The following is a 24,852-nucleotide window of genomic DNA, read 5'->3' on the forward strand; positions in this document are numbered from 1 at the left end:
CCGCGGTGCCGACCGTGGCCATAGCGGGTGCTGGTGCCGCCGCACGTGCGGCCCTCGGTGCCCGCGCCGTTGCCGCCACGGGCTGGGCGGCCTCCCAGGCCGGCAAGGCCGCATACACCACGGCCGGGCCATGGGCATCGTTGGCGGCGTAACGCAGTTGCCCTTCGCTCAGGCGCGGCAGCGACCAGTTGCTGGTCGACTGCTTCTTGGACTTCTGGAAGTTCTGCCCCAGCACCAGTGCCACCGCCGCACGCACGCCGGTGGACGCGCCATAGCCATGGCGCTTGAACACGCGGTCCAGGTCGACGATGTGGGCCAGCTCCGCACCCAGGCGGCGCGGCAGGGTGGATTGGTCGTTGTCCAGGCCAAAACCCACCTTGCAGATGCCCGGGTGGCCCAGCACCTCGCGCGCCAGGGCCAGGGCCTGGGGGTGGTGCAGTTGCAAGATCCAGGCACGCTGGGGTGTGGCCAGCTGCACCACGTGGGGCCCGGTATCGACCTGGGCGACGTGGAACAGCGGCTTGCTCTCGGTGTCAAAACCCAGCGCGGACTGGGCCAGCAGCTCTGTGCGCGCCTGGTCAAATTCGGCCTCGGTCGCAGGCACGACGATGGCCGCGTCCTGCAACGCCTGGAAAGGCGGCAGCAGCTGGCTTTGTTCCTTGGTGGGGGGCTTGAGGCGGGACATGGTGGGCAAGTGTGCAGGCATCGGCTACCGGCCCGGCCAGCGGGTCCGGCGGCCAGCAGCCGGCTTAGACGGGCAGGCCCACCAGGTCGTGGCCCTGGGTGCCGACGATCTTCACGCTGATCAGCTCGCCGACCTTGTAGGTCTTGCTGGCCTTTTCGGGCGGCAGGATGTGAACCACGCCATCGATCTCGGGCGCATCGGCGTAGGTGCGGCCCACACCGCCCTTCTTGCCCAGGCCCACGGACTTGTCAACCAGCACTTTCATGATCTGGCCCACGCGGCGCTGCAGGCGCTGGGTGGAGACCTCCTCGGCCACCTGCATGAAGCGGGCACGGCGCGCCTCGCGCACCTCCACGGGCAGCATGCCGGGCAGCTCGTTGGCGGTGGCGCCTTCCACGGGGCTGTAGGCAAAGCAGCCGGCACGGTCGATCTCGGCCTCGCGGATGAAGTTCAGCAGGTGCTCGAACTCTTCCTCGGTCTCACCGGGGAAGCCGGCGATGAAGGTGGAGCGGATCACCAGCTCAGGGCAGATCTTGCGCCACTCTCGGATGCGGTCCAGGTTCTTTTCGCCGGATGCGGGGCGCTTCATGCGCTTGAGCACATCGGGGTGGCTGTGCTGCAGCGGCACGTCCAGGTAGGGCAGGACCTTGCCTTCGGCCATCAGGGGAAGGATGGCATCGACCGTGGGGTAGGGATAGACATAGTGCAGACGCACCCAGGCGCCGTGCTGCTGGGCCAGCTGGCCCAGTGCCTCGGTCAGCTCCAGCATGCGGGTCTTGACCGGCTTGCCGTCCCAAAAGCCGGTGCGGTACTTCACATCCACGCCATAGGCCGAGGTGTCCTGGCTGATGACCAGCAGCTCCTTGACGCCGCCTTCGAACAGCGCCTTGGCCTCCTTGAGCACATCACCGATGGGGCGCGACACCAGGTCGCCACGCATGCTGGGGATGATGCAGAAGGTGCAGCGGTGGTTGCAGCCTTCGGAAATCTTCAGGTAGGCATAGTGCTTGGGCGTGAGCTTCAGGCCAGCTTCGCCAAAGCCACCAGGCACCAGGTCCACAAACGGGTCATGGGGCTTGGGCAGGTGCTGGTGCACCGCGTCCATCACCTCCTGCGTGGCATGGGGGCCGGTCACGGCCAGCACGCTGGGGTGCACCTCGGCCACCATGTTGCCGCCTTCCTTGCCCGCCTTGGCGCCCAAGCAGCCGGTCACGATGACCTTGCCGTTGGCGGCCAGGGCCTCACCGATCGTGTCCAGGCTTTCCTTGACCGCATCGTCGATGAAGCCGCAGGTGTTGACGATCACCAGGTCCGCGCCTTCGAAGGTCTTGGAGGTCTGGTAACCCTCGGCGCTGAGCTGCGTGAGGATGAGTTCGGAGTCGGTCAATGCCTTGGGGCAGCCCAAAGACACGAAGCCCACTTTCGGGGCGCTGTTTTCGGTGGTCATTGTGTGAATGCGTGTGGGGGATTGCGCCAGTTGCGCAAGGCCTGCGCGCGGAGGTCCTCCGGCCGGCGAAATCAAGGCGCAATTTTAGCCAGCGCGCCCTGTTCGTGCCGGAGAGCCCCTGCATAGCCCGCGGTGCGCCGTGCCGACCGCCTGTAGAAGCCACCTCGCCGGCACGCGGCTGCAGGGCCAGCAACCGCAGCGGCCGCGTTGGCCCCGGAGCGGACCGGCCATGAAAAACGGGCCCGCAGGCCCGTGGATCCGTGGCTGGCCGCCGATGCGGCCGGCGATCAGCGCTTGATGCCGAACATGGCCATCATCTGCTCGGTCTGCTTTTGCATCTGCTCCTGCATCTTCTGCACCTGCTCGGCATAGGCGTTGCCCAGCATGGGGTTGGACATCTGCATCATCTGCGTCCAGGCTTCGCTGCCGCCCATGCCCGACTGCTCGGCCAGCTTGCTCTGGAAGTCGGTGAACATCTGCACGCTTTTCTCGATGTAGCTGCCCATGTAGCCCTGCATGGTGTGGCCATAGAAGCGGATGATGTTGGCCAGCATGGCCTCGGTGAACATGGGCGCGCCACCGGCCTCTTCTTCCAGGATGATCTGCAGGAAGATGGAGCGGGTCAGGTCCTCGCCGGTCTTGGCGTCCTTGACGACGATGTTCTCGCGCTCCATCACCAGCTGCTTGACTTCGGCCAGGGTGATGTAGGTCGAGGTGGCCGTGTCGTACAGGCGGCGGTTGGGGTACTTCTTGATGACGCGCTGGGCGGAGGTCGAGGTGGTGGTGTCTTGTGCGGTCATCGGCAGATTCTCGTGGCGGGGACGGTGGTGGGCGCAGTCGGCGCAGGCCCTATTCTAAGAATGGCTTTTCATGCCGCAGTGCAGCACTAACCCTGAATCGCGCCACCGTGCATCTTGAAAAACAGGAGCTGTAAGCGCTGGGATTGCAGGCATTTCAGCATGCTTTAACCTTTAAAACAAGCCAGTACAAGCGTAGATTGCTATGGCTTCCTCATTTCACACCTCCCGCCCGATGCCTGCCACGCCGCCCCGGGCATGGATCGATCCATGCACCGGGCGCATGCTGCACCAGGCGTTGGGCACCCAGGCTGCAACCCAGATCATCCGCGGCCAAGCCAGGCCAGGCCGTGCTGCGACAAGCCCGTCTGCACGGCCCCCCATGCCGGGTTCGGCGGGCCTGCAGGGGGTGCCGCTGTCTGCCGCCTGCATCCGCCATCGCTGGCCCGGACGGCCGCAGCGCGGCGGGTTCAGTCCCGCGCCGCGGCAGCCTGGGCGAAGACCAGGCGCACCGACAGCCCGCTGCCGCCCTCAGCCGGGGGCGAGGTCAGCACCAGCTCGGCCGCGTGCTTGTCGGCGATCGAGCGCACGATGGACATGCCCAGCCCATAGCCGATGTGGTGGCTGCCGATGCGCGCATGGCGCTGCTGCATCTGCGCCAGCGCCTCGGGCGACAGCCCCGGGCCGTGGTCGCGCACGCTGAGCGTCGGCTGGGGGGTGGCCAGCACCTGCAGTTCCACCGGCCCCTGGGTGTAATGCAGGGCGTTGTCCACCAGGTTGCGCAGCACGATGGCCAAGCCGTCCAGATCCCCTTCCACCCAAACGGCGGGCTGGTCCTCGGGCACCAGGCAGTCCAGCCGCTTGCGGGCCGCGTCCTGCTGCCAGAACTCCTGGGCGACCTGCTCGGCCAGCTGCACCAGGTTGACACGACCGAAATGCGCCACGTCGCCGCCCTCGGCACGTGACAGCTGCAGCAGCCGCTCCGTGCGGTGGCTCAGGGTGGCCAGGGAGCGCAGGGCCTGGCGCACGTCGTCCAGCGGCACCTGGCCGGAGCTTCCGGCCGAGCCGCCATCCGCCACGGCCCGGTCGACCGCCGTCTGCAGGCGCAAGCGCACCTCGGCCAGGGGGGTGCGCAATTCATGCGCCGCATTCGCCGCCAGGGAGCGCTCGACGTTCAGGGCCTCGCCCAGGCGCTCCAGCAACTGGTTCACGCCGTCCCCGACGGCGCACAGCTCCAGCGGCATGTCGGCCAGCTCCAGCGGCTGCAGGTTGCTGCCGCTGCGCGCCGTGATCTGCTGCTGCAGCTGCTCCAGGGTGCGCAGCTGGCGCCGCGCCACCACCGTGATCACCCAGGCCAGCACCGGCAGCATGACCAGCAGCACCAGCACCAGCCCGATGACGGTGCGCTGGCTGGCCTCGCGCCGCTCGCTCAGCGGGTCGGCCAGTTGCAGCCAGGCACCGGACACCTCGTCGTACAGGCTGAACACGCGGTAGTCGTCGGTCTCGTAGAACCCGGCCTGCAAGGGCACAGCAAAGGCCGAGGCCGGGGTCGCCACCGAGCGCAGCAGCACCTGGCCGTTGGCGCCACGCAGCTGCAGCAGCAAGGGCTCGGAGTGCGCCGGGCCGGGCTGGGTGCGCATCAGCAGCGGCTCGTCCAGGGCCATGGGCTGGGCCCGCTCCACTTCCAGCAAGGCAGGGTAGAGCTGGCGGTGCGCACTCTCGACCAGCTCCACGTCGAAGTTGTGCTGAATTTCGCCATTCACGTAGGTGGCCACCAGGGCCGTGCTCAACAGCCAGACCGGCACCACGGCCAGGGTCAGGCTGCGGCCCAGGCGCTGGGCCAGGCTCTGCGCGCGGGGGGCGACCGGGCTCATAGCGCCGTCAGGCGGTAGCCCGTGCCGCGCACGGTTTCGATCAGCGCACTGCCCAGCTTGCGCCGCAGGCGGCTGATGAAGACCTCCAGCGTGTTGCTGTCGCTGGTGGCGTCCCACTGGTACAGGGCTTCCTGCAGCCGCTCGCGGGTGAAGATCTGACCGGGCCGGCTGGCCAGCACGCGCAGCAAGGCCCATTCCTTGGGCGTCAGCACCACCGGAACGGCCCCGTTGCGCACCACCTCGCGGCCCAGATCGATGGTGACCGCATCGCAGGTCAGCACCGAGCTGGCCTGGCTGCCACGGCGCCGCTCGATGGCACGCAGCCGCGCCAGCAGTTCCTCGGGGTCATAGGGTTTGACCAGGTAGTCATCGGCCCCCGCATCCAAGCCGCGGATGCGGTCGCTGACCTGGTCCCGCGCCGTCACCACGATCACCGTGGGCCGCGCCGATGGGTGGGCCGCGCTCTCGTGCAGCAGTGGCAGCAGGTGCAGGCCTTCGCCATCGGGCAGATTCAGGTCCAGCAGCACAGCGGCATACGGCACCGTGGCCGCAAAGCCCTTGGCCTGCTGCAAATTCTCCGCCCAATCCACGCTGAACTGCTTGCTCTTGAGATAACCCAACACGGCCTGCCCCAGCGGCCGATCATCTTCCACCAACAGAATGCGCACCCGAACCTCCTCCCAGACAGTTCCTCCAGTGTAGGCACAGCCTCCTGTCCACGCCAAGCTGAACACGGGCTGAACGGCGGCTTCAGGGGCTATTCAGATGCGCTGCCTACAGTGCGCAGCCATGTCTGAATTGCACGCCCCCGCCCTCTCCCCCCAACTTGCTACAGCCTCCGGCCCCCGGCAGGCCGCACGCTGGTCGATCGCCCCGCGCTGGGCCGCCCTGGCCTTGGCCGTATGGTGCACCGCCGCCTTGAACCAGGCCTGGTGGGGCAAGCTCACCGCGCTGGCCAGCGAACAAAGCCTGGGGCTGGTCGAGGAAGCCCTGGTGGCCCTGGTGCTCACCGGGGTGACCTACCTGTGGTTCATGCTGCTGTCCTGGCCCAGGCTGCGCCGGGTCGGCTGGAGCCTGACCCTGGTCACGGCCGCCGCCATACAGTACTTCATGCTGCATTACAGCGTGGTGATGGACGCCAGCATGATCCGCAACACCCTGCAGACCAATTACACGGAAGGCCTGGCCCTGCTCACCAGTGGGCTAATCTGGCACGTGCTGCTGTACGCGGGCGTGCCGGTGGCGGTGCTGTGGAAGGGGATCAGCCTGCGCCCGACCGCCTGGCGCAAGGACCTGTGGCGCTCCGGCCTGCTGGTGCTGGCCAGCCTGGGCGTGGTGATCGGCGGCGGACTGCTGCTGTACAAGCCCATGGCGCCGCTGGTGCGCAACCACACGGAAATCCGCTACCTGATCAACCCGATGGCCACCATCGTGTCCTTCAGCAACGCCACCCTCAAACCCCTGTTCAAGCGCCCCCGTCCCTTCCAGCGCATCAGCGAAGCTGTGGCCCTGGGCAGCACCTATGGCGGTGGCAGTGCACTGGCGGCGGCAGCCCCGGGCACGGCGCGCAAGCCGCCGCTGCTGGTGCTGATCGTCGGGGAAACCACACGCAGCGACCACTTCGGCCTGAACGGCTACCCCCGCAACACCACCCCCGAAATGGAAGCCCGCCGCGTCATCAGCTGGCGCCAGGTGCAGTCGTGCGGCACCAACACCCTGGCGTCGGTGCCCTGCATGTTCTCGCACCTGGGCAAGAGCGACTTCGAAGGCCGCAAGTTTGAATACGAGAACCTGATGGACGTGCTGCAGGCCGCCGGTCTGGGCACGGACTGGCTGGACAACCAGGCCGGCTGCAAGGAGGTGTGCAACCGCATTCCCCACGCCCAGGCCGACCAGGTGGCATCGCCCGAGGCCGTCCACCGCTGGTGCAAGGACGACGAATGCCTGGACCAGCTGATGGTGGAGCTGCTGGACCAGCGCCTGCGCAGCACGCAGCCCCAGGGTGCCGCCCGCGGCACGGTGCTGGTGCTGCACCAGATGGGCAGCCACGGGCCGGCCTACTACCGCCGCTCCTCGGCCCCCAGCAAGCACTACCAGCCGGAATGCACCACCCACGTGACTTCCGACTGCAGCCGCGAACGCCTGGTGAACGTGTACGACAACAGCATGGTGGAGACCGACCTGTTCGTCGCCCGCACCATCGACTGGTTGCAGCAACAGCAGGACCATTACGAGACCGGCCTGATCTACCTGTCGGATCACGGGGAGTCGCTGGGCGAAAACGGCCTGTACCTGCACGGCCTGCCCTATGTGATTGCGCCCGACACCCAAAAGCATGTGCCCTGGGTGCTGTGGCCCGGCACGCTGCTGGCACGCACCGGTGTGGACGAGCGCTGCGTGCGTGAGCACATCGACCAGTCGCTGACGCACGACAACTTCTACCACACCGTGCTGGGCCTGCTGGACGTGCACAGCCCCACCTACCAGGCCCAGCTGGACGCCCTGCAGAACTGCCGCCGCAGTTGAGGCCACGTCGGGGGCCGCAGCCCCCGGCGGTTCACTGCCCGGCCACGACGCGAGCGATCACCTGTCCGGCCTGCAGCACGGCACCCGGTGCCACCTGCTGCTGCAGGCGACCAGCCTGTGGCGCGGTGATTGGGCTTTCCATCTTCATCGATTCCATCACGGCCACGACATCACCAGCCTGCACCGCCGCGCCGTCGGCCAGCTTCCACTGCACCAGGCTGCCGGCCATGGGCGCGGTGATGGCATCGGCGCTGGCCTCGGCCTGCGGTGCAGCAGCCGCTGGCGACGCCGCGGTCGACACACTGCCCCAGGCCTGCAGCAGGCTGGCGGGCAGGCCCAGGGCCACGCGCTTGCCCTCCAGTTCGATGAAGCAGCGCTGCAAGGGCTGGTCCACCGGGGCACCGGGGCGGGCCGCCTCGACCCAGGTCTGGGCCATCTCGGTCTCGATCCAGCGGGTGTGCACCTGGAAGCCCTGCTCCGCCGTGAAGGCCGGGTCCTGCACCACGGCACGGTGGAAGGGCAGCACCGAGGCCACGCCCTCGATCGTGAACTCCTGCAGCGCGCGGTGCGCGCGGGCCAGGGCCTGCTCGCGCGTGGCGCCGGTGACGATGAGCTTGGCCATCATGGAATCAAAGCTGCCCGGCACCGTGGAGCCGGACACCACGCCGCTGTCCACACGCACCCCGCCGCCGCTGGGCGCCTCGAAGCGCTGGATCAGCCCCGGTGTGGGCAGGTAGCCGCGACCCGGGTCCTCGGCGTTGATGCGGAATTCGATGCTGTGGCCGCGCGGTGTTGGTGTCTGGCTGAAGGACAGCGGCAGGCCATCGGCAATCCGCAGTTGCTCCAGCACCAGGTCGATGCCCGTGGTCTCCTCGGTCACGGGGTGCTCCACCTGCAGGCGGGTGTTGACCTCCAGGAAGGAGATCTGTCCGCTGCGGCTGAGCAGGAACTCCACCGTGCCGGCGCTGACATAGCCGGCCGCCGCGCAGATGTCGCGCGCCGCCTGGTGGATGCTGGCGCGCTGCGCCTCGGTCAGGAAGGGCGCGGGGGCCTCTTCGACCAGCTTCTGGTTGCGCCGCTGCAGGGAGCAGTCGCGCGTGCCCACCACCACCACGTTGCCGTGCTGGTCGCCCAGCACCTGGGCTTCGATGTGGCGGGGGCGGTCCAGGAACTGCTCCAGAAAGCATTCCCCACGACCGAAGGCGGCCGTGGCTTCGCGCACCGCGGATTCAAACAGCTCGGCCACTTCGTCCATCTGCCAAGCCACCTTCAGGCCCCGGCCGCCACCGCCAAACGCGGCCTTGATGGCCACGGGCAGGCCATGCTGCTGGGCAAAGGCCTGGACCTCGGCCGCGCTCTGCACCGGGTCTGCGGTGCCGGCGACCAGGGGCGCACCGACCTGCAGCGCAATCTTGCGCGCCGCCACCTTGTCGCCCAGGGCCTCGATGGTCTCGGGACGCGGGCCAATCCAGGTCAGACCGGCGTCGATCACGGCACGCGCAAACTCGGCGCGCTCGGACAGGAAGCCATAGCCGGGATGGACGGCATCGGCGCCACTCTTGCGGGCCACCGCGATCAGCTTGTCCATGTCCAGGTAGGTCTGCGCCGGGCGCACGCCGTCCAGGCCCCAGGCCTCGTCGGCCATGCGCACGTGCAGGGCGTCGGCATCCGGGTCGGCGTACACCGCCACGGACTGCACCCCATAGTCGCGGCAGGCCCGGGCAATGCGTACGGCGATTTCGCCGCGGTTGGCAATCAAAACTTTGCGGATCATCACAAACCTTTCTTGGGGGACGGCACAGTCCCATCGTGGCCACCGGCTGTGCAGGCACAGCCATGTGCAGCAACCTGGGCCGGCCGCTGGCCACCCCGGTGGGTCATCAAAACTTCGGGGCTCATCCGAACCTCCGACTCGTAGAAACAGCGGCACAGCCTGCGGTGCAGGCCCAGCGCGGGGCAGCCGTGGGCCACCGCCGGGCACCGCCCGGTCTGGCCCTCCGCACGCAAGGCGTCATGCCGGACCTCCCTCGGCCAGGCCATGCACCTCTTCAAAGAAGGGCGCCACCACGCGGAACTGGATCCGGCAATCGACGGGAATCTGCGCGGCCAGGTCCAGGTGGTAGCTGGCCAGGGACGCGACCACGGGATAGCCCCCGGTCAATGGGTGGTCGGCCAGGAACAGCACTGGCTGGCCGCTGATCGGCACCTGGATGGCGCCGACCACCGTGCCCTCGCTGGGCAGCTCGGACGGGTTGCGGCGCTCCAGGGACTGGGCACCCTCCAGCCGCATGCCGATACGGTTGGATTGGGGCGTGACGCGCCAGGTCTGGCCAGTCAGCGTCTGCAGCGCCTGGGCGGTGAACCAGTCGGTGCGTGGCCCCAGGACCACGTCCAGAGTCACGGTCTCTCCGGCGCGCGGCAGGCTCGGACGAGCGCCAGCCCCCGGCTCCACGGCGCGCAGCTGCTGCGCGGGCACTGCCTGCCCCACCACCACCCGCTGTCCGGCCTGCACGGCCTGCGGGCCGACCAGGGCCAGGGTGTCGGTGGCGCAACTGCCCAGCACCGAGGCCACGCCCCAGCCACCACGCACGGCGACATAGCAGCGCACCCCGGCCTGGACGGCGCCCAGCTGCAGGGTGTCGCCATCGTCCAGGGCCACCGCCTGATCGCCCGGCACCTCCCAGCTGTGTCCGTCGGCACTGCGCACGCGCAGCGCGACCTGGGCCCCGCTCACGGCCAGCGTGCAGGCCCCGTGGGCACGCAGCACCAGCTGGCCCAGCACGTTCTCCAGCACCGGGGTGTGCACCGGGTTGCCGACCCGGCGGTTGGCCTGGCGCATGGCGCCCTGGTCCAGGGCGCCCGACGCCGAGATCCCCAGGCCCGACATGCCGTGGCGGCCGCTGTCCTGGAAAATGCTTTGCAGCCCCGGACTAACAAATTCGATAGCTGTCTGCGCAGGTGCATCAAGGGCTGGAGGCTGATTGGATGCAGATGGCTGCGTCGCCGCTGGCAGGAAGACCTGCGCGCCCTGGCGGTCGGCATCGACAAACTGCACCCGAAAGCCGGGCTGGATGTAGGCCGGCTCGGCCCGCGCCAGGTCCCACATGCGCACTTCGGTCACGCCGATCAGCTGCCAGCCCCCGGGGCTGGCACTGGGATAGACCGCGCTGAAGTTGCCCCCCAGCGCCACCGAACCGGCCGGCACGCGGGTGCGCGGCGAAGTGCGGCGTGGCACCTGGAAGTTGGCGCCTCCGGACAGGTAGACAAAGCCCGGCGCGAAACCGGCAAAGGCCGCGTCATAGGGCTGGCCGCTGTGGCGGGCAATCACCTCGGCCACCGACAGACCCAGCAATTGCGCCACATCGGGCAGGTCTTCGCCGGTGTAGTGCACCGGGATGTCGACCACGCGCCCCTGGCTGGCGTGGGCCGCATCGCAGTCGCGCAGTGCCTGGGCCCCGAGGCGGGCCAGCGCCCGGATCAGCTCCGGCGTGCGCACCTGCCACGGGGCGTAGTGCACCAGCACCGTCCGGGCGGCGGGAATCAGCTCCTGCACGCCCGCAATCGGCTGTGCCAGGGCGGCACGGTACAGCGCCATGGTCTGCGCCAAATCATCCAACTCGACCAGCAGGGCCTGGTCACTGGCGGGCAAGAAACGCATGCGACCGCCTCAGTCCAACGCCACGAAGGGCTGCAGCACCACACCCGCCTGCAGCAGGTGCGCACGGATCTGGCGCGCCATGTCCACCGCGCCCGGGCTGTCGCCGTGCACGCAGATGGAGTCGGCCTGGATGGCCACCGGCTGGCCGGTGATGCTGGTCAGGCGACCGGTCTGCACCAACTGCAGCATGCGGTCGGCAACGGCCTGGGCATCGTGCAGCACGGCCCCGGGCAGACGGCGCGACACCAGCGAGCCATCGTCGTTGTAGGCCCGGTCGGCAAAGGCCTCGGCCACCACGCGCACGCCGCGCGCCTGCGCCCAGCCGATCAGCGGCGATCCGGCCAGCGCCATCAGGATCAGGGAGGGATCCACCGCCAGGATGGCGGTGAGCACGTCCTCGGCCTGCCGCGCATCGTGGGCGATGGTGTTGTACAGCGCGCCATGCGGCTTGACGTAGCGCACCCGGGTGCCCGCCGCGGCGGCCAGCCCCTGCAGGGCGCCGATCTGGTAGATCACGTCGGCCACCAGCTCGCTGCTGGTGGGGTCCATGTTGCGGCGGCCAAAGCCCACCAGGTCCGGGTAAGCGACATGCGCCCCCACGGCGACGCCGCGCGCCGCCGCCTGCCGCAGCGTCTGCAGAATGCCCGCCGGGTCGCCGGCATGGAAGCCACAGGCCACGTTGGCACTGGTCACAATGTCCAGCATGGCTGCGTCGTCGCCCATGCGCCACGCCCCAAAGCTTTCACCGAGATCGCTATTGATATCCATCTTGTATCCTTTCAAACCGACCGTCCGCACGGATTGTTCAACAATCATTAGCAAGTTCCTTACCAACCATGGCTGCAACGCAAACCCGGCACTTCTCCAACCGTTCCACCCCCACCAGCTTGGCCGACACCGTGGCCGACACCATCCGCCAGCAGCTCATCCTGGGCGAGCTGCGCGCCGGCCAGCACCTGTCGGAGGCCGCGCTGAGCCAGCAGCTGGACATCTCGCGCAACACGCTGCGCGAGGTGTTCCGCATCCTGATCAAGGAAGGCCTGCTGCGCCACGAACCCAACCGCGGCGTCGCGGTCGTGGTGCCCTCGATCGCCGACATCATTGACATCTACCGCGTGCGCCGCCTGATCGAATGCCAGGCCCTGGAAAAGGCCTGGCCCCTGCACCCCGCCCACAAGCGCATGCGCGAGGCCGTTCAGGCCGCCCACCAGGCGCGCGAGGCCAAGGACTGGAAAACCGTGGGCTCGGCCAACATGGCCTTCCACGCCGCCATCGTGGCCCTGAGCGACAGCGAGCGCCTGTCGGCCATGTACGAAGACATCGCCGCCGAGCTGCGCCTGGCCTTCGGCCTGCTGGATGACCCCGAGTACCTGCATGCGCCCTATGTGGACCACAACGCCCGCCTGCTGCAGATGTTCATGGAAGGCCAGACCGTCGCAGCCGCCCGCGAGCTGGAGACCTACCTGGTCCAGTCCGAGCGCATGGTGCTGGCCGTCTACGCACGCCAGATCTCCTGATCCACAAGCACCAGCATCGTGCAAAAAATCCACAATGCACCTTTTTTGGTTGAACAATCACCAAACTGGTAATCAACAATCAAAAAATAAATCACCTACAAAAACGACGCATCGTTGAAATCCCTGATAGGCAACGCTCCACAGCAATGGTAGTTTTGGCACGCGAATTGCCTATACCAACCCAGATGGCATGCCACACGGGCAAGTCTTCATTCCCCTCATCAAGGAGCACTTCATGCAGCGTCGAATTTTTTGCGCCACCGCCACCCTGGTTGCCAGCCTTGGCTTTGCCGGCACCGGCATGGCCCAGACCAAGTGGGATTTCGCCACGGCTTACGCCGCCAGCAACTTTCACTCGAAGAACAACGAACAGTTTGTGAAGGATGTGGACGCCGCCACCCAGGGCAAGCTGAAGATCACGCCACACTTTGGTGCCTCGCTGTTCAAGATGCCTGAAATCAAGCGTGCGGTGCAGACCGGCAATGCGCAGATGGGCGAGTTCTTCATGGTGAGCTTCCAGAACGAATCGCAGATCTTCGGCGTGGACGGCCTGCCCTTCCTGGTCAACAACTACGACGACGCCTTCAAGCTCTACCAGGCGCAAAAGCCTGCCCTGCAAAAGCTGCTGGACAAGCAGGGCCAGGTGCTGCTGTACGCTGTGGCCTGGCCCCCACAGGGCATCTACACCAAGAAGCCCATCAACTCGGCGGCCGACCTCAAGGGCATGAAGTGGCGCGTCTATTCGCCCACCACCGCGCGCATCGGTGAGCTGGTGGGTGCCCAGCCCGTCACCATCCAGGAAGCCGAGCTGTCGCAGGCCCTAGCCACCGGTGTGGTCGAAGGCCTGATCACCTCCAGCGCCACCGGCGCCGACAACAAGCTGTTCGAGAACCTGAAGTACTACTACAACGTGCAGGCCTGGATCCCCAAGAATGCTGTAGTGGTCAGCAAGAAGGCCTTTGGCGCCCTGAGCAAGCCCGAACAGGACGCCGTGCTCAAGGCGGCCGCCGTGGCGGAAGCCCGCGGCTGGATGGAGTCGCGCGAGGTGGACGCCCGCTCCATCGCCACCCTGAAAGCCGGCGGCATGCAGGTGCTGGAAGCCTCGCCCCAATTGAAGGCCGATCTGGTCAAGGTGGGCGACGCCGTGGTCAAGGAATGGCTGGACAAGGCCGGCGCCGAAGGCAAGGCCGTGCTAGACGCCTTCAAGACCGCCAAGTAATTCACGGGCTCTGCCCCATGCCCTTGGTGCCGGCCAGCGCTCGCAACCAAGGGCATTTTTGATGATCCCCCGTATCAACGACGCGCCGCCACCCTGTCGCGCGAAGGATTTTGCACATGCGGAAATTGATTGACGGCCTGTATACCGCGAGTAGCTGGTTGGCGGGTCTTTCCATGGTGGTTGTGCTAGTGATGGTGCTGCTCACCATCGCCAGCCGATTGCTGGGTTTCAGCGCCCCCGGCACCGATGCCTATGCCGGCTATGCCATGGCCGGCGCCGGATTCATGGCCCTGGCCAGCACCCTGAAGGCCGGCGAGCACATCCGGGTCACCCTGATCCTGGGCATGCTCAAGGGCAAGGCCCACAGGACCCTAGAGATCATCGCCTTGGTGATTGCGACCACCCTGGCAGGCTTCCTGGCTTTTTACTCGTGCCGCCTGGTGTGGCAGTCCTGGGAGATCGACGACATCTCCGTAGGCATTGATGCCACCCCGCTGTGGATTCCCCAGATCTTCATGGCCCTGGGCACGCTGATCTTTTTCATCGCCTTCTGCGACGAACTGATTTTGGAACTGAAGGGCCAACGCAAGCCCCGCGAGCAGGAGGACGCTCACCATGAATGAGATTTTTGCCAGCATTGCACTCATCGTCGTGCTGATCACCCTACTGGGGGGCGGCGTGTGGGTGGGACTGACCTTGGCCGGCGTGGCCTGGTTCGGCATGGAGTTCTTCACGGCGCGCGCGGCCGGCGATGCCATGGCCATCACCATCTGGGGTTCGGCCAGCAGTTGGACCCTGACCGCACTGCCGCTGTTCGTGTGGATGGGAGAGATCCTGTACCGCACCAACCTGTCCGAGAACATGTTCCGCGGCCTGGCCCCCTGGGTCAACGCCCTGCCCGGCCGCCTGCTGCACACCAACGTGATCGGCTGCACCATCTTTGCCTCGGTCTCCGGCTCCTCGGCCGCCACCTGCGCCACCGTCGGCAAGATGAACATTCCGGAGCTGCGCAAACGCGGCTACACCGAAGCGCAGATCATCGGCTCGCTGGGTGGCCCCGCCACGCTGGGTCTGCTGATCCCACCTTCGATCATCCTGATCGTCTACGGTGTGTCGGCCGAGCTGTCGATTTCCAAGCTGTTCATGGCCGGCGTGCTGCCCGGACTGCTGCTGGCTCTGCTGTTCAGCGGTTGGATCGTGGTCTGGTCGCTGCTCAACCCCGACAAGGTGCCCAAAGCCGAAACCAGCCTGAGCTTCAAGCAAAAGCTGTACGAAGCCCGCCACCTGATCCCTGTCGTGCTGCTGATTGCCAGTGTGGTGGCCAGCATCTACAGCGGGATTGCCACGGCAACGGAAGCCGCCGCCATCGGCGTGGCCGGCGCCCTGGTGCTGTCAGCGTCGCAGAAAGCCCTGACCTGGGACAGCTTCAAGGCCTCGCTGTTCGGCGCCACACGGCTGTACTGCATGATCGCCCTGATCCTGGCAGGGGCTGCGTTCATGACGCTGTCCATGGGCTACATCGGCCTGCCACGCCAGTTGGCCGAATTTGTGGGCAGCCTGCAGCTGTCCCCGGCCATGCTGATCATCGCCCTGGGCATCTTCTACATCCTGATCGGCTGCTTCCTGGATGGCATCTCCACCATCGTGCTGACCATGAGTGTGGTGCTGCCCATCATCCAGGCCGCAGGCATTGACCCACTGTGGTTCGGCATCTTCCTGGTGATCACGGTGGAAACCGCGCAGATCACGCCCCCGGTCGGCTTCAACCTGTTCGTGCTGCAAAGCATGACCGGCAAGCAGATCACCTACATCGCCAAGGTTTGCGCCCCCTACTTCCTGCTGATGGTGCTGGCGCTGGTGATCCTGTGGTTCTTCCCCAGCATCGTGACGGCATTGCCGGCCCAGATGTAAGCGCCAGAGCGCACGCAGCATCCCTACCACGGGGTGCTGCGCTTTTGCCCCGCGACTGCGACAACGCCAGGACGGCGACACAAACAAAAAGGCCCTGCAAAACTTGCAGGGCCTTTTTGGATATGCCTTGGTAGGCGCGATTGGATTCGAACCAACGACCCCCACCATGTCAAGGTGGTGCTCTAACCAACTGAGCTACGCGCCTGAAAAATCAGAAGCTGCGATTGTAGCACCAAATTTTGCACGTTTGAAAAAACGCACCACCATCTTCAACGGCGGCGCGCGGAACGCACCCCCGACACGCTGGCCACGATGCCCAACACCTTGTTCAGGCGCCCGGAGTCGGAGACCTCGACCGTGAACGTCATCCAGGCCGTGCCCTTGACCGACTGGGTCTGCACACCGATCACATTCGTTTTCTCGCGCGCGAACACGTCCGAGATGTCGCGCAGCAGGCCCTGGCGGTCGGTGGCTTCCACGGCCACGTCGACAGGATAGACCGCCGCCTGCTTTTCGGCCTTGGGCATGCCCCAGGCCACGTCGATCACGCGCTCCTCGTTGCGTGCCGCCATTTCACGGAAGTTGCTGCAATCGGAGCGGTGCACGCTGACCCCCTTGCCGCGCGTGACAAACCCGCGGATGTCGTCCGGGGGCGCCGGCTTGCAGCACTTGGCCAGTTGCGTCATCAGCGAATCGATGCCCACGACCAGTACGCCGCCCTTGTGGGCCGCGTTGTTGGCTCGGGGCTTGCGCACCATGGACTGGATGTCTTCCACAGGCTCCGCAGGCTCGGGCGGACGGAGCACCACCTCGATGTTGCGCAAGGAGTACTCGTCCTTGCCCACCACCTCGAACAGCGCGTCGGCCGATTTGAAGCCCAGCTGCACCGCCAGGTCGTCCAGCTTGATAGCTGTCTTGCCTTCGCGCTGCAGCAGTTTTTCCACGGCCTCACGGCCGCGCATCATGGTCTCGTGCGTGGCCTGGGCGTTGAACCAGGCGCGCACCTTGGCCTTGGCGCGGTTGCTAACCAGATAGCCCAGCTCGGGGTTGAGCCAGTCGCGCGAAGGCCGGCCTTCCTTGACGGTGGAAATCTCCACGGTCTGGCCACTTTGCAGCTGCGTGTTCAGCGGCACCATGGCGCCGTCCACGCGTGCGCCACGGCAGCGGTGTCCCAGGTTGGTGTGCACCGAATAGGCGAAGTCCACCGGGGTGGCACCCTGCGGCAGCTCGATGACGGCCGCATCCGGCGTCAGCACATAGATGCGGTCGTCGAACAGGCCGCGGTGCGAGGGGTTCTCAGACAGATCCTGGCCCCAGGCCAGCAGCTGGCGCAGCACCGCGATCTTGGCGTCGTACTCCCCCGTGGCACTGACCCCGGCATAGCCCTTGGTCCCCGCCTCCTTGTAGGCCCAGTGCGCAGCCACGCCGTTCTCGGCGTGATCATGCATGGCCTGGGTGCGGATCTGGATTTCAATGGCACGCCCCTGCTCGTCGCGCACCACGGTGTGCAGCGACTGGTAGCCATTCGGTTTGGGCTTGGCGATGTAGTCGTCGAACTCCGACTCGATCGGCTTGAAGTGCTCGTGCACCCAGGACAGCGCGGTGTAGCAGTCCTTGACATTCGGCACCACCACGCGCAGCGCCCGGATGTCGAACAGCTGGTCGAAGTTGAGCGACTTGCCGCGCATCTTCTTGACGATGCTGTAGATGTGCTTGGGGCGGCCCGAGACCGTGGCGCTGATGCTGTAGGCGCGCAAGCCGGATTCCAGGCGCGCGCGCAACTGCTCCATGTAGACCTCGCGCTCGGCGCGCTTTTCATCCAGCAGGCGTGCGATGTCGCGGTAGGTATCGGGCTCCAGAAAACGGAACGACAGATCTTCCAGCTCCCACTTGATCTGCCAGATGCCCAGGCGGTTGGCCAGCGGCGCAAACACGTGCAGCGCCTCATAGGCCAGGCTGGGCGAAACCGGACGCTTGCTGGCGGCATACCAGCGCAAGGTTTGCAGGCGGGACGCCAGGCGCAGCAGCACCACACGCACATCGCGCGAGAAGCCCAGCAGCATCTTGCGCACGGTCTCGGTCTGCGTGGCCGGGTCATCCACCCGTGCAGCCCCACCCTCACCCCCGCGGGCCTGCTGCTGGAAGTGCATGAGCTTGGTGGTCTCCACCGCCAGCTCGGCAAAATTGGGGCCGAAAGCCTTGGTCAGCACCTCCAGCGGCTTGTTCAGGTGCATGCTGGCATACACCAGATAGCACGCGGCCTGCATGGCTTCCGAGCCGCCAATGCCTTGCAGGATGGCGGCCGTGGCGTCCGCATGGGCCAGGGTGTTCTCGCCGGAACTCAGCGCTTCGCCCACCAGCAGGGGCTCTGCAAACGCGCGCGCGCGGCGCAGGGCATCGACCTGGTCGGGCACATTGCCCGAGGTGGCGGCCAGCAGGTGTGGAACATCGGCAGGCACGGCGCTGGCGGCCGGTGCGGCAGCAGCTTCCCCGGTGGTCGGTGGCAAAGAGGTCACGCTACGCATGCAAGCCCCCGTGGAATGTCCAAGCCCGCGCAGCATCTGCGCGCGACAGGGCCTTACATACTGTATTCATTCATCACCCAAAAAGAAGTTCCGTGCGATGACCACCTGGTCATCCGCCACGAAGGTGGGGCATGCCCCACATTTTCAAGCTCCACCACCCGAGCGCGCGGGCCGCGCAACTGCATGGCAGTGGCCGTGTCCCGGGTAATCAGGTCGGACTGCGCACCCCGGACAAGCAATGTCTGTGCCTTGATGCCGTCATAAAGCTGCCACAGCAGGGGTTGCGACTGCTCGGACTGCGCCTGGGTCATGCCCTGCATGGGCAGCGCGATCGCCGGGTCGTAGTGCAACTCCCAGCCGCCCTGCGCGGCGGACCGCAGCATGGGCTGGCTCAGCGCCAGCCACTGGGCCTGGGTGTGAGGTCCAAAGCCTGCCGACAGCAGGCGCAAGGCCTCCGCGCCCTGCTGCACGCTGTCGAAGTGCGCAGGCTGGCCGACATACTGGGCGATGCGCTGCAGGGCCGACCATTCCAGCACCGGCCCTACATCATTGAGCAGCAGCTTGCGCACCGGAACGGGCAGCGGCAGTTCGGGATTGCCGGCCACCGCCATGCCGATCAAGCCGCCCATGCTGGTGCCCAGCCAGTCCAGCACCCCGATGGGGGCGTTAGCATGCACCTGCTGCAGCAAGGCCAGCATGTCCACGGTGTACTGCGGCACGCCATAGGTCTTGGGCTGGGCCAGCCAGTCGCTGCGCCCCCGCCCGGCCACGTCGGGGCAGATCACACGCGCCGACCGGCTCAAGTCGCGCGCCAGCACATCGAAGTCGCGCCCCTGGCGCGTCAGGCCATGCACGCAGACGATCACATGCGGATGGGCCGGATCGCCGGTCTGGTTCCACTCCCAATAGGCCATGCGGTGCGTGGACGTGCCGTGCACGGCGGCACCGGGACAGGCTACGTAGTTCAGCGTAGGTTCAACCATGGGTACGCAATCGAAGACTTGCCACTAGATAATGGGTTCACCCATCCTAATTCATATTTCAGCGGAGACTTTTGAGATGCTCAAGGGCAAAACAGCTTTGGTCACAGGTTCCACCAGCGGCATCGGCCTCGGGATTGCACAGGCGCTGGCAGCCCAGGGGGCCAACGTCCTTCTGAACGGTTTTGGCGATACGCAGGGCGCCCAGGCCCAGGTGGCCGCCGCCGGCCAGGCCCACAGGATTGCGGTGGACTACCACGGCGCCGACATGAGCCGCCCCGACGAAATCGAGGCCATGATGGCCTTTGGCGCCCAGCGCTTCGGCCGCATCGACATCCTGGTCAACAACGCCGGCATCCAGCACGTGGCCAAGGTCGAGGACTTCCCGGTCGACAAATGGGATGCCATCCTGGCCATCAACCTGTCCAGCGCCTTCCACACCACCCGCCTGGCGCTGCCCGCCATGCAGGCCGCCAACTGGGGCCGCATCATCAACGTGGCCTCGGTGCACGGCCTGGTGGCCTCGGCGCAAAAATCGGCCTACGTCGCGGCCAAGCACGGCATCGTCGGCCTGACCAAGGTCACGGCACTGGAAAACGCCACCACCGGCGTGACCTGCAACGCCATCTGCCCCGGCTGGGTGCTGACGCCGCTGGTGCAAAAGCAGGTGGATGCCAAGGCCCAGGCCCAGGGCATCAGCATCGACGACGCCACCCGCCAGCTGCTGGGCGAGAAGGAGCCCTCGCAGCAGTTCACCACGCCGGAAGAACTGGGCGCCCTGGCCGTGTTCTTCTGCTCGGCAGCCGCCAACAATGTGCGCGGCGTGGCCTGGAACATGGATGGCGGCTGGGCCGCGCAATAAATCCCGCGTTCCGATCGATGAAAAAAGCCTCTGAAATTTTCAGAGGCTTTTTGGCTTCTAGCGCTTGCTGGACAAGCGCAGGCAGCTCTGTTTATTGCAGCTGCACCGATCCCGCTACATTGACCACCACCTGGGCCTTGCCCGCCTCTACTGCCATGCCGTCGGCCGCCTCGGCCTTGGCAGCCATGGGCATGGCATTCATGCGCACCATGCGCGGCGCGGGGTAGGCGTCCTGGCTGTTCACGCTGACCTCGCGCAGGCTGTAGCCGCTGAAGCCGAACTGCCGCGCCAGCTGCGTGGCACGCGCCTTGAAGCTGTCGATGGCCTGGGCCTGGGCATGCTCCTGCACGCGCGCACGGCCTTCCTTGGACAGGCCGAAATCCATGCCCGCCACCGTCATGCCATCGATCTGGGCGGCCGCCTGGGTGATGCGCGCAAAGTCCTTGCCTTCCAGCAGCACCTCGGCACGGCCCTGCCAGCCCTTGATCTTGCCGTCATTGCCATGGCGCGGGTAGACGCCAAAGCTGCCGCTGCTGACCTGCAGGTTCTGCCCCTGCACCTGCGGGCGCAGGCTGCGCATGGCGGCGTCCACCGCCTGCTGCAGCTGCTTTTGCACGCTGGCGGCGTCGTTGCCATCGCGCGTGGCCGCCAGGCGCATCTGCAGCCAGTCCTGGTCGACCTCGACACTGCCCGTGGCCGACAGCTGCACCACGTTGCGCAGCACCTCCTGCGACTGGGCCAGCGCCAGCCCGGAGCCCAGAGCGCCGCCCACGAACATGACCACACCGACCGAATTGCGCAAAAAACGTGCGCTGGTTTTGCGAAGCTGCATCTTTCAATTCCCTTTCATGCCAAAGCACGCCAAATTGCATGCAAACAAAGCCCAAGCTTGCCAGACAAGACGCCGAAGCTGCGCCCGCCACCTCCCTGCATTTGGCAAGACATGTAACACTGTGTCAAACCCGGGCGAAATCGGGAATTTTTCGCGCCAAGCTGGTCAGAATTGGCTCTGTTACAAATTGGACAAGGGGTAGATCCATGGCCACCACCAACAACAACCGCACTGACAAAATCCTCGTTGTCGACGACGACGCCCGCATCCGCGACCTGCTGCGCCGCTACCTGACGCAGGAAGGTTTCGAAGTCATGATTGCCGAGGACGGCAAGGCCCTGAACCGCATCCTGCTGCGTGAAACCGTGGACCTCATCGTGCTGGACCTGATGATGCCCGGCGAAGACGGCCTGTCCATCTGCCACCGCCTGCGCTCGGCCAACGACCGCACGCCCATCATCATGCTGACCGCCAAGGGCGAGGACGTGGACCGCATCGTGGGCCTGGAAGTGGGCGCCGACGACTACCTCGGCAAGCCCTTCAATCCGCGCGAACTGCTGGCCCGCATCCATGCCGTGCTGCGCCGCCGCCCACCCGTGGAAGCGCCCGGTGCCCCTTCGGGCGACAACGAGGTCGTGAACTTCGGCCCCTTCACCTTCGACCTGGGCACGCGCGTGCTGCAAAAGAGCGGCGAAGAGCTGCCCCTGACCACCGGTGAATTCGCCATGCTCAAGGCCCTGGTGCGTCACCCGCGCCAGCCGCTGTCGCGCGAAAAGCTGGCCCTGCTGGCGCGTGGGCGCGAGTTCGAGCCCTTCGACCGCAGCCTGGACGTGCAAGTCTCACGCCTGCGCAAGCTGATCGAAGAGGACGCCGCCGCCCCGCGCTACATCCAGACCGTCTGGGGCGTGGGCTACGTGTTCGTACCCGACGGCATCAACTAAACCCCGGCCTCCCAGCGGGAGGCTGTGGCGCCACAGCGCCCTTTTCCCATGTCACGCACTCCCATGCTTGCTGGCAACGCCCCGGATGCCAGCGCGTCCTCCGCCCAGAATGCCCGCTCCCGGGTGGGTCTGAACCTCTTCTGGCGCACCTTCTTCCTGCTGGCCCTGCTGCTGCTGGGCAGTATCCTGGCATGGCTGCAGACGCTGCGGGCGCTCGAATTCGAGCCGCGCACGCTGCACACGGCCCAGCAGATCGCCTCGCTGGTCAACCTCAGCCGGGCGGCGCTGCAGCACTCGGACGCCATCGCCCGGGTGTCGCTGATCAAGACCATGGCCGACCAGGAAGGCGTGCGCATCCAGCCGCGCGAGCCCAGCGACCGCTTTGAAGAGGTGCCGCCCACGCAGCTGAACCAGCGCCTCAACGAGCTGCTGACCACGCGCCTGGGGCCCGACACCATCCTGGCGCGCAGCGTCAACGGTGAGGAAGGCCTGTGGGTCAGCTTCACCATCGACGAGGACCCGAACTGGATCCTGCTGGACAAGTCACGCTACACCACGGCCGGTGGCCGCACCTGGCTGATCTGGCTGGGCACGGCAGGCCTGCTGTCGCTGGCCGGCGCGGCCGTGATCGCGCGCCTGATCAACCGCCCCCTCAAGCAGCTGAGCTACGCCGCCAACCGCGTGCGCGATGGCGACTTTGCCGCCAGCCAGCTCGACGAGGAGGCCGTGACCAGCGAGATCCGCGAGGTCAACATCGGCTTCAACCGCATGGCGCAGAAACTGGCCAAGCTGGAACAGGAGCGCGCCGTGATGCTGGCCGGCATCTCGCACGACCTGCGCACCCCGCTGGCGCGCCTGCGCCTGGAAACCGAGATGAGCGTGCAGGACGACATTGCCCGCGAACACATGGTGGCCGACATCGTGCAGCTGGACGCCACCATCGACAAATTCCTGGACTACGCGCGGCCCGACCACGTCACGCTGACCGTGGTGAACCTGCATGCCGTGGTGGCCTCCTGCGTGTACGCGGTGCAGAACCACCGCGAGCTGCAGATCACCATGTCCATCCCGGACGACATCTACGTGATGGCCGACGAGGTGGAGCTGGCGCGCGTCATCTCCAACCTGCTGGAAAACGCCCGCCGCTACGGCAAGACCGTGGACACCGACACGGCCTTTGTCGACATCACCATCAAGACCCGCGAGAACTGGGTGCTGATGCGCCTGCGTGACCACGGCCCGGGCGTGCCGCCGGACCAGCTGGCGCAGCTGACCCAGCCCTTCTTCCGCGGCGACTCGGCCCGCACCGCGGCCGCCGGCGCCGGCCTGGGCCTGTCCATCGTCGACAAGACGGTGCAGCGCATGGGGGGCGTGTTCTCCATCACCAACGCCAACGAGGGCGGGCTGGCCTCGCACATCCAGCTGCAGCGCGTGACCGATGTGCCCGACGGGCAGGATCCGCAGCACCGCCTGCAGCGTCCCCAGGTCAAGCGCCAACTGCCGCCCGATGCCATCTGAGGGCCTGACCGCACAGGCGGCCGTAGGCTCTGCGGTGACCCGGTGACCCACAAAAAAAGCCTTGCAGGTCCGCCTGCAAGGCTTTTTGCATGCACGGCAGGCATGCCGCGAAATTGAGCATCAAAAACGGCTGCAGCGCTTATCCAGCAAGCGCCAACAGCTATGTTTTATGCAGGCAGTGTGCCCGCCTTGTAGAGCAGTGCCACGGCATTCGCCTCCATCGCCAGCAGCTCGCCCACCGGGCCCATTTTTTCGGCGGTCTTGGCCTTGACGTTGACCTGTTCCACGGCCACGCCCAGCGCTCCGGCAATGCGCTCTTGCATCAGCGGGATGTGCGGCGCCAGCTTGGGCTTTTGTGCGATCACCGTGCTGTCGATGTTGCCGATCTCCCAGCCCTGGGCCCGCACGCGGCGCGTGGCCTCCTGCAGCAGCACCCAGGAGTCGGCGCCCTTGAAGGCCTCGGCCGTGTCCGGGAAATGGCGGCCGATGTCACCCAGGCCCGCCGCCCCCAGCACCGCGTCGGTGATGGCGTGCAGCAGCACGTCGGCATCCGAATGGCCCAACAGGCCCTTGTCGTGCGGGATCTCCACGCCGCCAATGATCAGCTTGCGCCCGGCCACCAGGGCGTGCGTATCCCAGCCTTCACCAATACGAAAATTCATAGCTATTCACGCTCATCCCTTGCGGGCTAGCGGCCAATTTGGTTAGGAATTCAAAAAAAGGGGTTGCCCGTGGGGTGCACCGCATCGCGCTTGCCCTTGAAGCGCTCCAACGTGGCACCGCCACCGCGCTGCGTCAGCACGGCCTCGGCCAGGGCAAAGTCGTCGGGGTAGGTCACCTTGAAGTTCTGCGCCCCGCCGGGCACCAGCTTGGGCCGGTGGCCCAGGGCCTCCATGGCGCTGGCCTCGTCGGTGGCGACCGCGCCCATGCGCACCAGCGCATCCAGCAGCACGCCCAGGCGGAACATCTGCGGCGTCTGCGCCAGCCATTTGTCGCTGCGGTCCACCGTGGCGGCCACGCGCACGCCGTTGGCGCCGGTGACGGCGGTCTTCAGCGTGTCGGGCAGCTTGTGCGCCAGCAGGCCGCCCACACTGTCGCGCTCGCATTCGTCAATCAGGTGGTCGATCTGCGCCGTGGTCACCAGGCAGCGCGCTGCATCGTGCACCAGCACCCAGTCGTGCTGCGCCGCGCCGCGCGCCAGGAGGGCCTTGAGGCCGCCGATGACGGTCTCGGCCCGGGTGGCGCCGCCGCAGGGCAGGTGCCACCAAGCCGCGCTGCGGTAGCTGTCCAGGAAATGGTCGTTGGGCGCCACGGCCACCAGCGTGCCGGCCAGGCGCTGCACGCCGGCAAAGGCCGCCAGCGTGTGCAGCACCAGGGGCTGGCCGGCCACCGGGTGGTACTGTTTGGGCAGGTCGGGCGTCGGGGCGCCCGGCGGGATGGCGCGCGCGCCCACACCGGCGCACGGAATCAGTCCCCAGAAACGACCCTGCGGTGACCCGGGCGCATTCGCTGCAGCAAGCAAGTCTGTCATGCACTGCATTCTAGAATTGCCCGCTACAC

The 24,852-nt window shown here is 66.7% G+C and carries 20 protein-coding genes, 1 tRNA gene and 1 pseudogene; 8 read left to right on the forward strand and 14 right to left on the reverse strand.

Features of this window, described 5'->3' with window-relative positions; genetic code table 11:
* The 5 genes from SJH88_RS09860 to SJH88_RS09880 all read right to left on the reverse strand — a co-directional run.
* Positions 1-685 (reverse strand): 3'-5' exonuclease (locus SJH88_RS09860; protein WP_274754361.1); only part of this gene is annotated, 685 nt, incomplete at its 3' end.
* A gap of 64 nt (positions 686-749) precedes the next feature.
* Complete coding sequence (gene rimO / locus SJH88_RS09865; RefSeq protein WP_274754362.1) at positions 750-2,132, reverse strand: 30S ribosomal protein S12 methylthiotransferase RimO; 1,383 nt, start codon at positions 2,130-2,132, stop codon at positions 750-752.
* 287 nt (positions 2,133-2,419) lie between these two features.
* Positions 2,420-2,932: a polyhydroxyalkanoate synthesis repressor PhaR gene (gene phaR / locus SJH88_RS09870; protein WP_042413187.1), complete on the reverse strand. Its 513-nt coding sequence runs from the start codon at positions 2,930-2,932 to the stop codon at positions 2,420-2,422.
* A 467-nt stretch (positions 2,933-3,399) separates the two neighbouring features.
* Positions 3,400-4,803 carry a sensor histidine kinase gene (locus tag SJH88_RS09875; RefSeq protein WP_274754363.1) on the reverse strand — a complete coding sequence of 468 codons (1,404 nt, stop codon included), beginning with the start codon at positions 4,801-4,803 and terminating at the stop codon, positions 3,400-3,402.
* The gene (locus SJH88_RS09880; protein WP_042413191.1) at positions 4,800-5,471 is read right to left on the reverse strand and encodes a winged helix-turn-helix domain-containing protein; all 672 of its coding nucleotides are present in this window, start codon (positions 5,469-5,471) and stop codon (positions 4,800-4,802) included. The genes SJH88_RS09875 and SJH88_RS09880 overlap by 4 nt, the downstream gene beginning before the upstream one ends.
* Positions 5,472-5,592: 121 nt before the next feature.
* Here SJH88_RS09880 and SJH88_RS09885 point away from each other — a divergent pair, with 121 nt between their 5' ends.
* Complete coding sequence (locus SJH88_RS09885; RefSeq protein ID WP_274754364.1) at positions 5,593-7,329, forward strand: phosphoethanolamine transferase; 1,737 nt, start codon at positions 5,593-5,595, stop codon at positions 7,327-7,329.
* A 31-nt stretch (positions 7,330-7,360) separates the two neighbouring features.
* Here SJH88_RS09885 and SJH88_RS09890 read toward each other — a convergent pair whose 3' ends face one another.
* The 3 genes from SJH88_RS09890 to SJH88_RS09900 all read right to left on the reverse strand — a co-directional run bounded on the left by SJH88_RS09890 (position 7,361) and on the right by SJH88_RS09900 (position 11,755).
* Positions 7,361-9,100, reverse strand: coding sequence for an acetyl/propionyl/methylcrotonyl-CoA carboxylase subunit alpha (locus tag SJH88_RS09890; protein ID WP_274754376.1), 1,740 nt, complete (start codon positions 9,098-9,100; stop codon positions 7,361-7,363).
* A gap of 240 nt (positions 9,101-9,340) precedes the next feature.
* Positions 9,341-10,987: a 5-oxoprolinase subunit B/C family protein gene (locus SJH88_RS09895; RefSeq protein WP_260675244.1), complete on the reverse strand. Its 1,647-nt coding sequence runs from the start codon at positions 10,985-10,987 to the stop codon at positions 9,341-9,343.
* Between the two features lie 9 nt (positions 10,988-10,996).
* Positions 10,997-11,755, reverse strand: a complete 759-nt coding sequence (locus tag SJH88_RS09900) for a LamB/YcsF family protein (RefSeq protein ID WP_154163618.1) — start codon at positions 11,753-11,755, stop codon at positions 10,997-10,999.
* Between the two features lie 68 nt (positions 11,756-11,823).
* Here SJH88_RS09900 and SJH88_RS09905 point away from each other — a divergent pair, with 68 nt between their 5' ends.
* The 4 genes from SJH88_RS09905 to SJH88_RS09920 all read left to right on the forward strand — a co-directional run bounded on the left by SJH88_RS09905 (position 11,824) and on the right by SJH88_RS09920 (position 15,634).
* Positions 11,824-12,504, forward strand: a complete 681-nt coding sequence (locus tag SJH88_RS09905; RefSeq protein ID WP_045266564.1) for a GntR family transcriptional regulator — start codon at positions 11,824-11,826, stop codon at positions 12,502-12,504.
* 235 nt (positions 12,505-12,739) lie between these two features.
* Complete coding sequence (locus SJH88_RS09910) at positions 12,740-13,723, forward strand: TRAP transporter substrate-binding protein (RefSeq protein WP_045267829.1); 984 nt, start codon at positions 12,740-12,742, stop codon at positions 13,721-13,723.
* Positions 13,724-13,839: 116 nt separating this feature from the next.
* Positions 13,840-14,346: a TRAP transporter small permease gene (locus SJH88_RS09915; RefSeq protein ID WP_260675241.1), complete on the forward strand. Its 507-nt coding sequence runs from the start codon at positions 13,840-13,842 to the stop codon at positions 14,344-14,346.
* Entirely contained in the window at positions 14,339-15,634 is a 1,296-nt protein-coding gene (locus SJH88_RS09920; protein WP_042413201.1) for a TRAP transporter large permease, read from the forward strand. Before SJH88_RS09915 ends, SJH88_RS09920 begins: the two co-directional genes overlap by 8 nt.
* A 128-nt stretch (positions 15,635-15,762) precedes the next feature.
* Here SJH88_RS09920 and SJH88_RS09925 read toward each other — a convergent pair.
* The 3 genes and pseudogenes from SJH88_RS09925 to SJH88_RS09935 form a co-directional block, all read right to left on the reverse strand.
* Positions 15,763-15,839, reverse strand: a tRNA-Val gene (locus SJH88_RS09925).
* 64 nt (positions 15,840-15,903) lie between these two features.
* Positions 15,904-18,159, reverse strand: a complete 2,256-nt coding sequence (locus SJH88_RS09930; protein ID WP_274754365.1) for a RelA/SpoT family protein — start codon at positions 18,157-18,159, stop codon at positions 15,904-15,906.
* 66 nt (positions 18,160-18,225) lie between these two features.
* Positions 18,226-19,142, reverse strand: a pseudogene (locus SJH88_RS09935) (alpha/beta fold hydrolase).
* Between the two features lie 76 nt (positions 19,143-19,218).
* Here SJH88_RS09935 and SJH88_RS09940 point away from each other — a divergent pair.
* Complete coding sequence (locus SJH88_RS09940; RefSeq protein WP_274754366.1) at positions 19,219-20,001, forward strand: 3-hydroxybutyrate dehydrogenase; 783 nt, start codon at positions 19,219-19,221, stop codon at positions 19,999-20,001.
* Between the two features lie 91 nt (positions 20,002-20,092).
* On the opposite strand, the gene SJH88_RS09945 is transcribed toward SJH88_RS09940, so the two are convergent.
* A complete protein-coding gene (locus SJH88_RS09945) occupies positions 20,093-20,833 on the reverse strand; it encodes an SIMPL domain-containing protein (RefSeq protein WP_274754367.1) in 741 nt (246 codons plus the stop codon).
* A 206-nt stretch (positions 20,834-21,039) separates the two neighbouring features.
* Here SJH88_RS09945 and ompR point away from each other — a divergent pair, with 206 nt between their 5' ends.
* Positions 21,040-21,774 (forward strand): osmolarity response regulator transcription factor OmpR, encoded by a 735-nt coding sequence (ompR, locus tag SJH88_RS09950; protein ID WP_274754368.1) that lies wholly within the window; start codon positions 21,040-21,042, stop codon positions 21,772-21,774.
* 63 nt (positions 21,775-21,837) lie between these two features.
* Entirely contained in the window at positions 21,838-23,292 is a 1,455-nt protein-coding gene (locus SJH88_RS09955; protein ID WP_260675577.1) for a sensor histidine kinase, read from the forward strand.
* 167 nt (positions 23,293-23,459) lie between these two features.
* Here SJH88_RS09955 and ispF read toward each other — a convergent pair whose 3' ends face one another.
* Together ispF and ispD are read right to left on the reverse strand one after the other, a co-directional pair.
* Positions 23,460-23,954 (reverse strand): 2-C-methyl-D-erythritol 2,4-cyclodiphosphate synthase, encoded by a 495-nt coding sequence (gene ispF, locus SJH88_RS09960; protein ID WP_274754369.1) that lies wholly within the window; start codon positions 23,952-23,954, stop codon positions 23,460-23,462.
* 50 nt (positions 23,955-24,004) lie between these two features.
* A complete protein-coding gene (ispD, locus tag SJH88_RS09965) occupies positions 24,005-24,823 on the reverse strand; it encodes a 2-C-methyl-D-erythritol 4-phosphate cytidylyltransferase (RefSeq protein ID WP_045267827.1) in 819 nt (272 codons plus the stop codon).
* Positions 24,824-24,852 lie beyond the last annotated feature (29 nt).

Origin of the sequence: Comamonas sp. GCA5 (assembly GCF_036541385.1) — a bacterium.
GTDB classification, from domain to species: Bacteria; Pseudomonadota; Gammaproteobacteria; order Burkholderiales; family Burkholderiaceae_C; genus Comamonas; species Comamonas aquatica.

Coding starts and splice junctions, on each gene's coding strand:
- rimO (WP_274754362.1), bottom strand. CDS start 2,132: ATGACCACCGAAAACAGCGCCCCGAAAGTGGGCTTCGTGTCTTTGGGC.
- phaR (WP_042413187.1), bottom strand. CDS start 2,932: ATGACCGCACAAGACACCACCACCTCGACCTCCGCCCAGCGCGTCATC.
- SJH88_RS09875 (WP_274754363.1), bottom strand. CDS start 4,803: ATGAGCCCGGTCGCCCCCCGCGCGCAGAGCCTGGCCCAGCGCCTGGGC.
- SJH88_RS09885 (WP_274754364.1), top strand. CDS start 5,593: ATGTCTGAATTGCACGCCCCCGCCCTCTCCCCCCAACTTGCTACAGCC.
- SJH88_RS09895 (WP_260675244.1), bottom strand. CDS start 10,987: ATGCGTTTCTTGCCCGCCAGTGACCAGGCCCTGCTGGTCGAGTTGGAT.
- SJH88_RS09900 (WP_154163618.1), bottom strand. CDS start 11,755: ATGGATATCAATAGCGATCTCGGTGAAAGCTTTGGGGCGTGGCGCATG.
- SJH88_RS09905 (WP_045266564.1), top strand. CDS start 11,824: ATGGCTGCAACGCAAACCCGGCACTTCTCCAACCGTTCCACCCCCACC.
- SJH88_RS09910 (WP_045267829.1), top strand. CDS start 12,740: ATGCAGCGTCGAATTTTTTGCGCCACCGCCACCCTGGTTGCCAGCCTT.
- SJH88_RS09915 (WP_260675241.1), top strand. CDS start 13,840: ATGCGGAAATTGATTGACGGCCTGTATACCGCGAGTAGCTGGTTGGCG.
- SJH88_RS09920 (WP_042413201.1), top strand. CDS start 14,339: ATGAATGAGATTTTTGCCAGCATTGCACTCATCGTCGTGCTGATCACC.
- SJH88_RS09930 (WP_274754365.1), bottom strand. CDS start 18,159: ATGCGTAGCGTGACCTCTTTGCCACCGACCACCGGGGAAGCTGCTGCC.
- SJH88_RS09940 (WP_274754366.1), top strand. CDS start 19,219: ATGCTCAAGGGCAAAACAGCTTTGGTCACAGGTTCCACCAGCGGCATC.
- SJH88_RS09945 (WP_274754367.1), bottom strand. CDS start 20,833: ATGCAGCTTCGCAAAACCAGCGCACGTTTTTTGCGCAATTCGGTCGGT.
- ompR (WP_274754368.1), top strand. CDS start 21,040: ATGGCCACCACCAACAACAACCGCACTGACAAAATCCTCGTTGTCGAC.
- SJH88_RS09955 (WP_260675577.1), top strand. CDS start 21,838: ATGCTTGCTGGCAACGCCCCGGATGCCAGCGCGTCCTCCGCCCAGAAT.
- ispF (WP_274754369.1), bottom strand. CDS start 23,954: ATGAATTTTCGTATTGGTGAAGGCTGGGATACGCACGCCCTGGTGGCC.
- ispD (WP_045267827.1), bottom strand. CDS start 24,823: ATGACAGACTTGCTTGCTGCAGCGAATGCGCCCGGGTCACCGCAGGGT.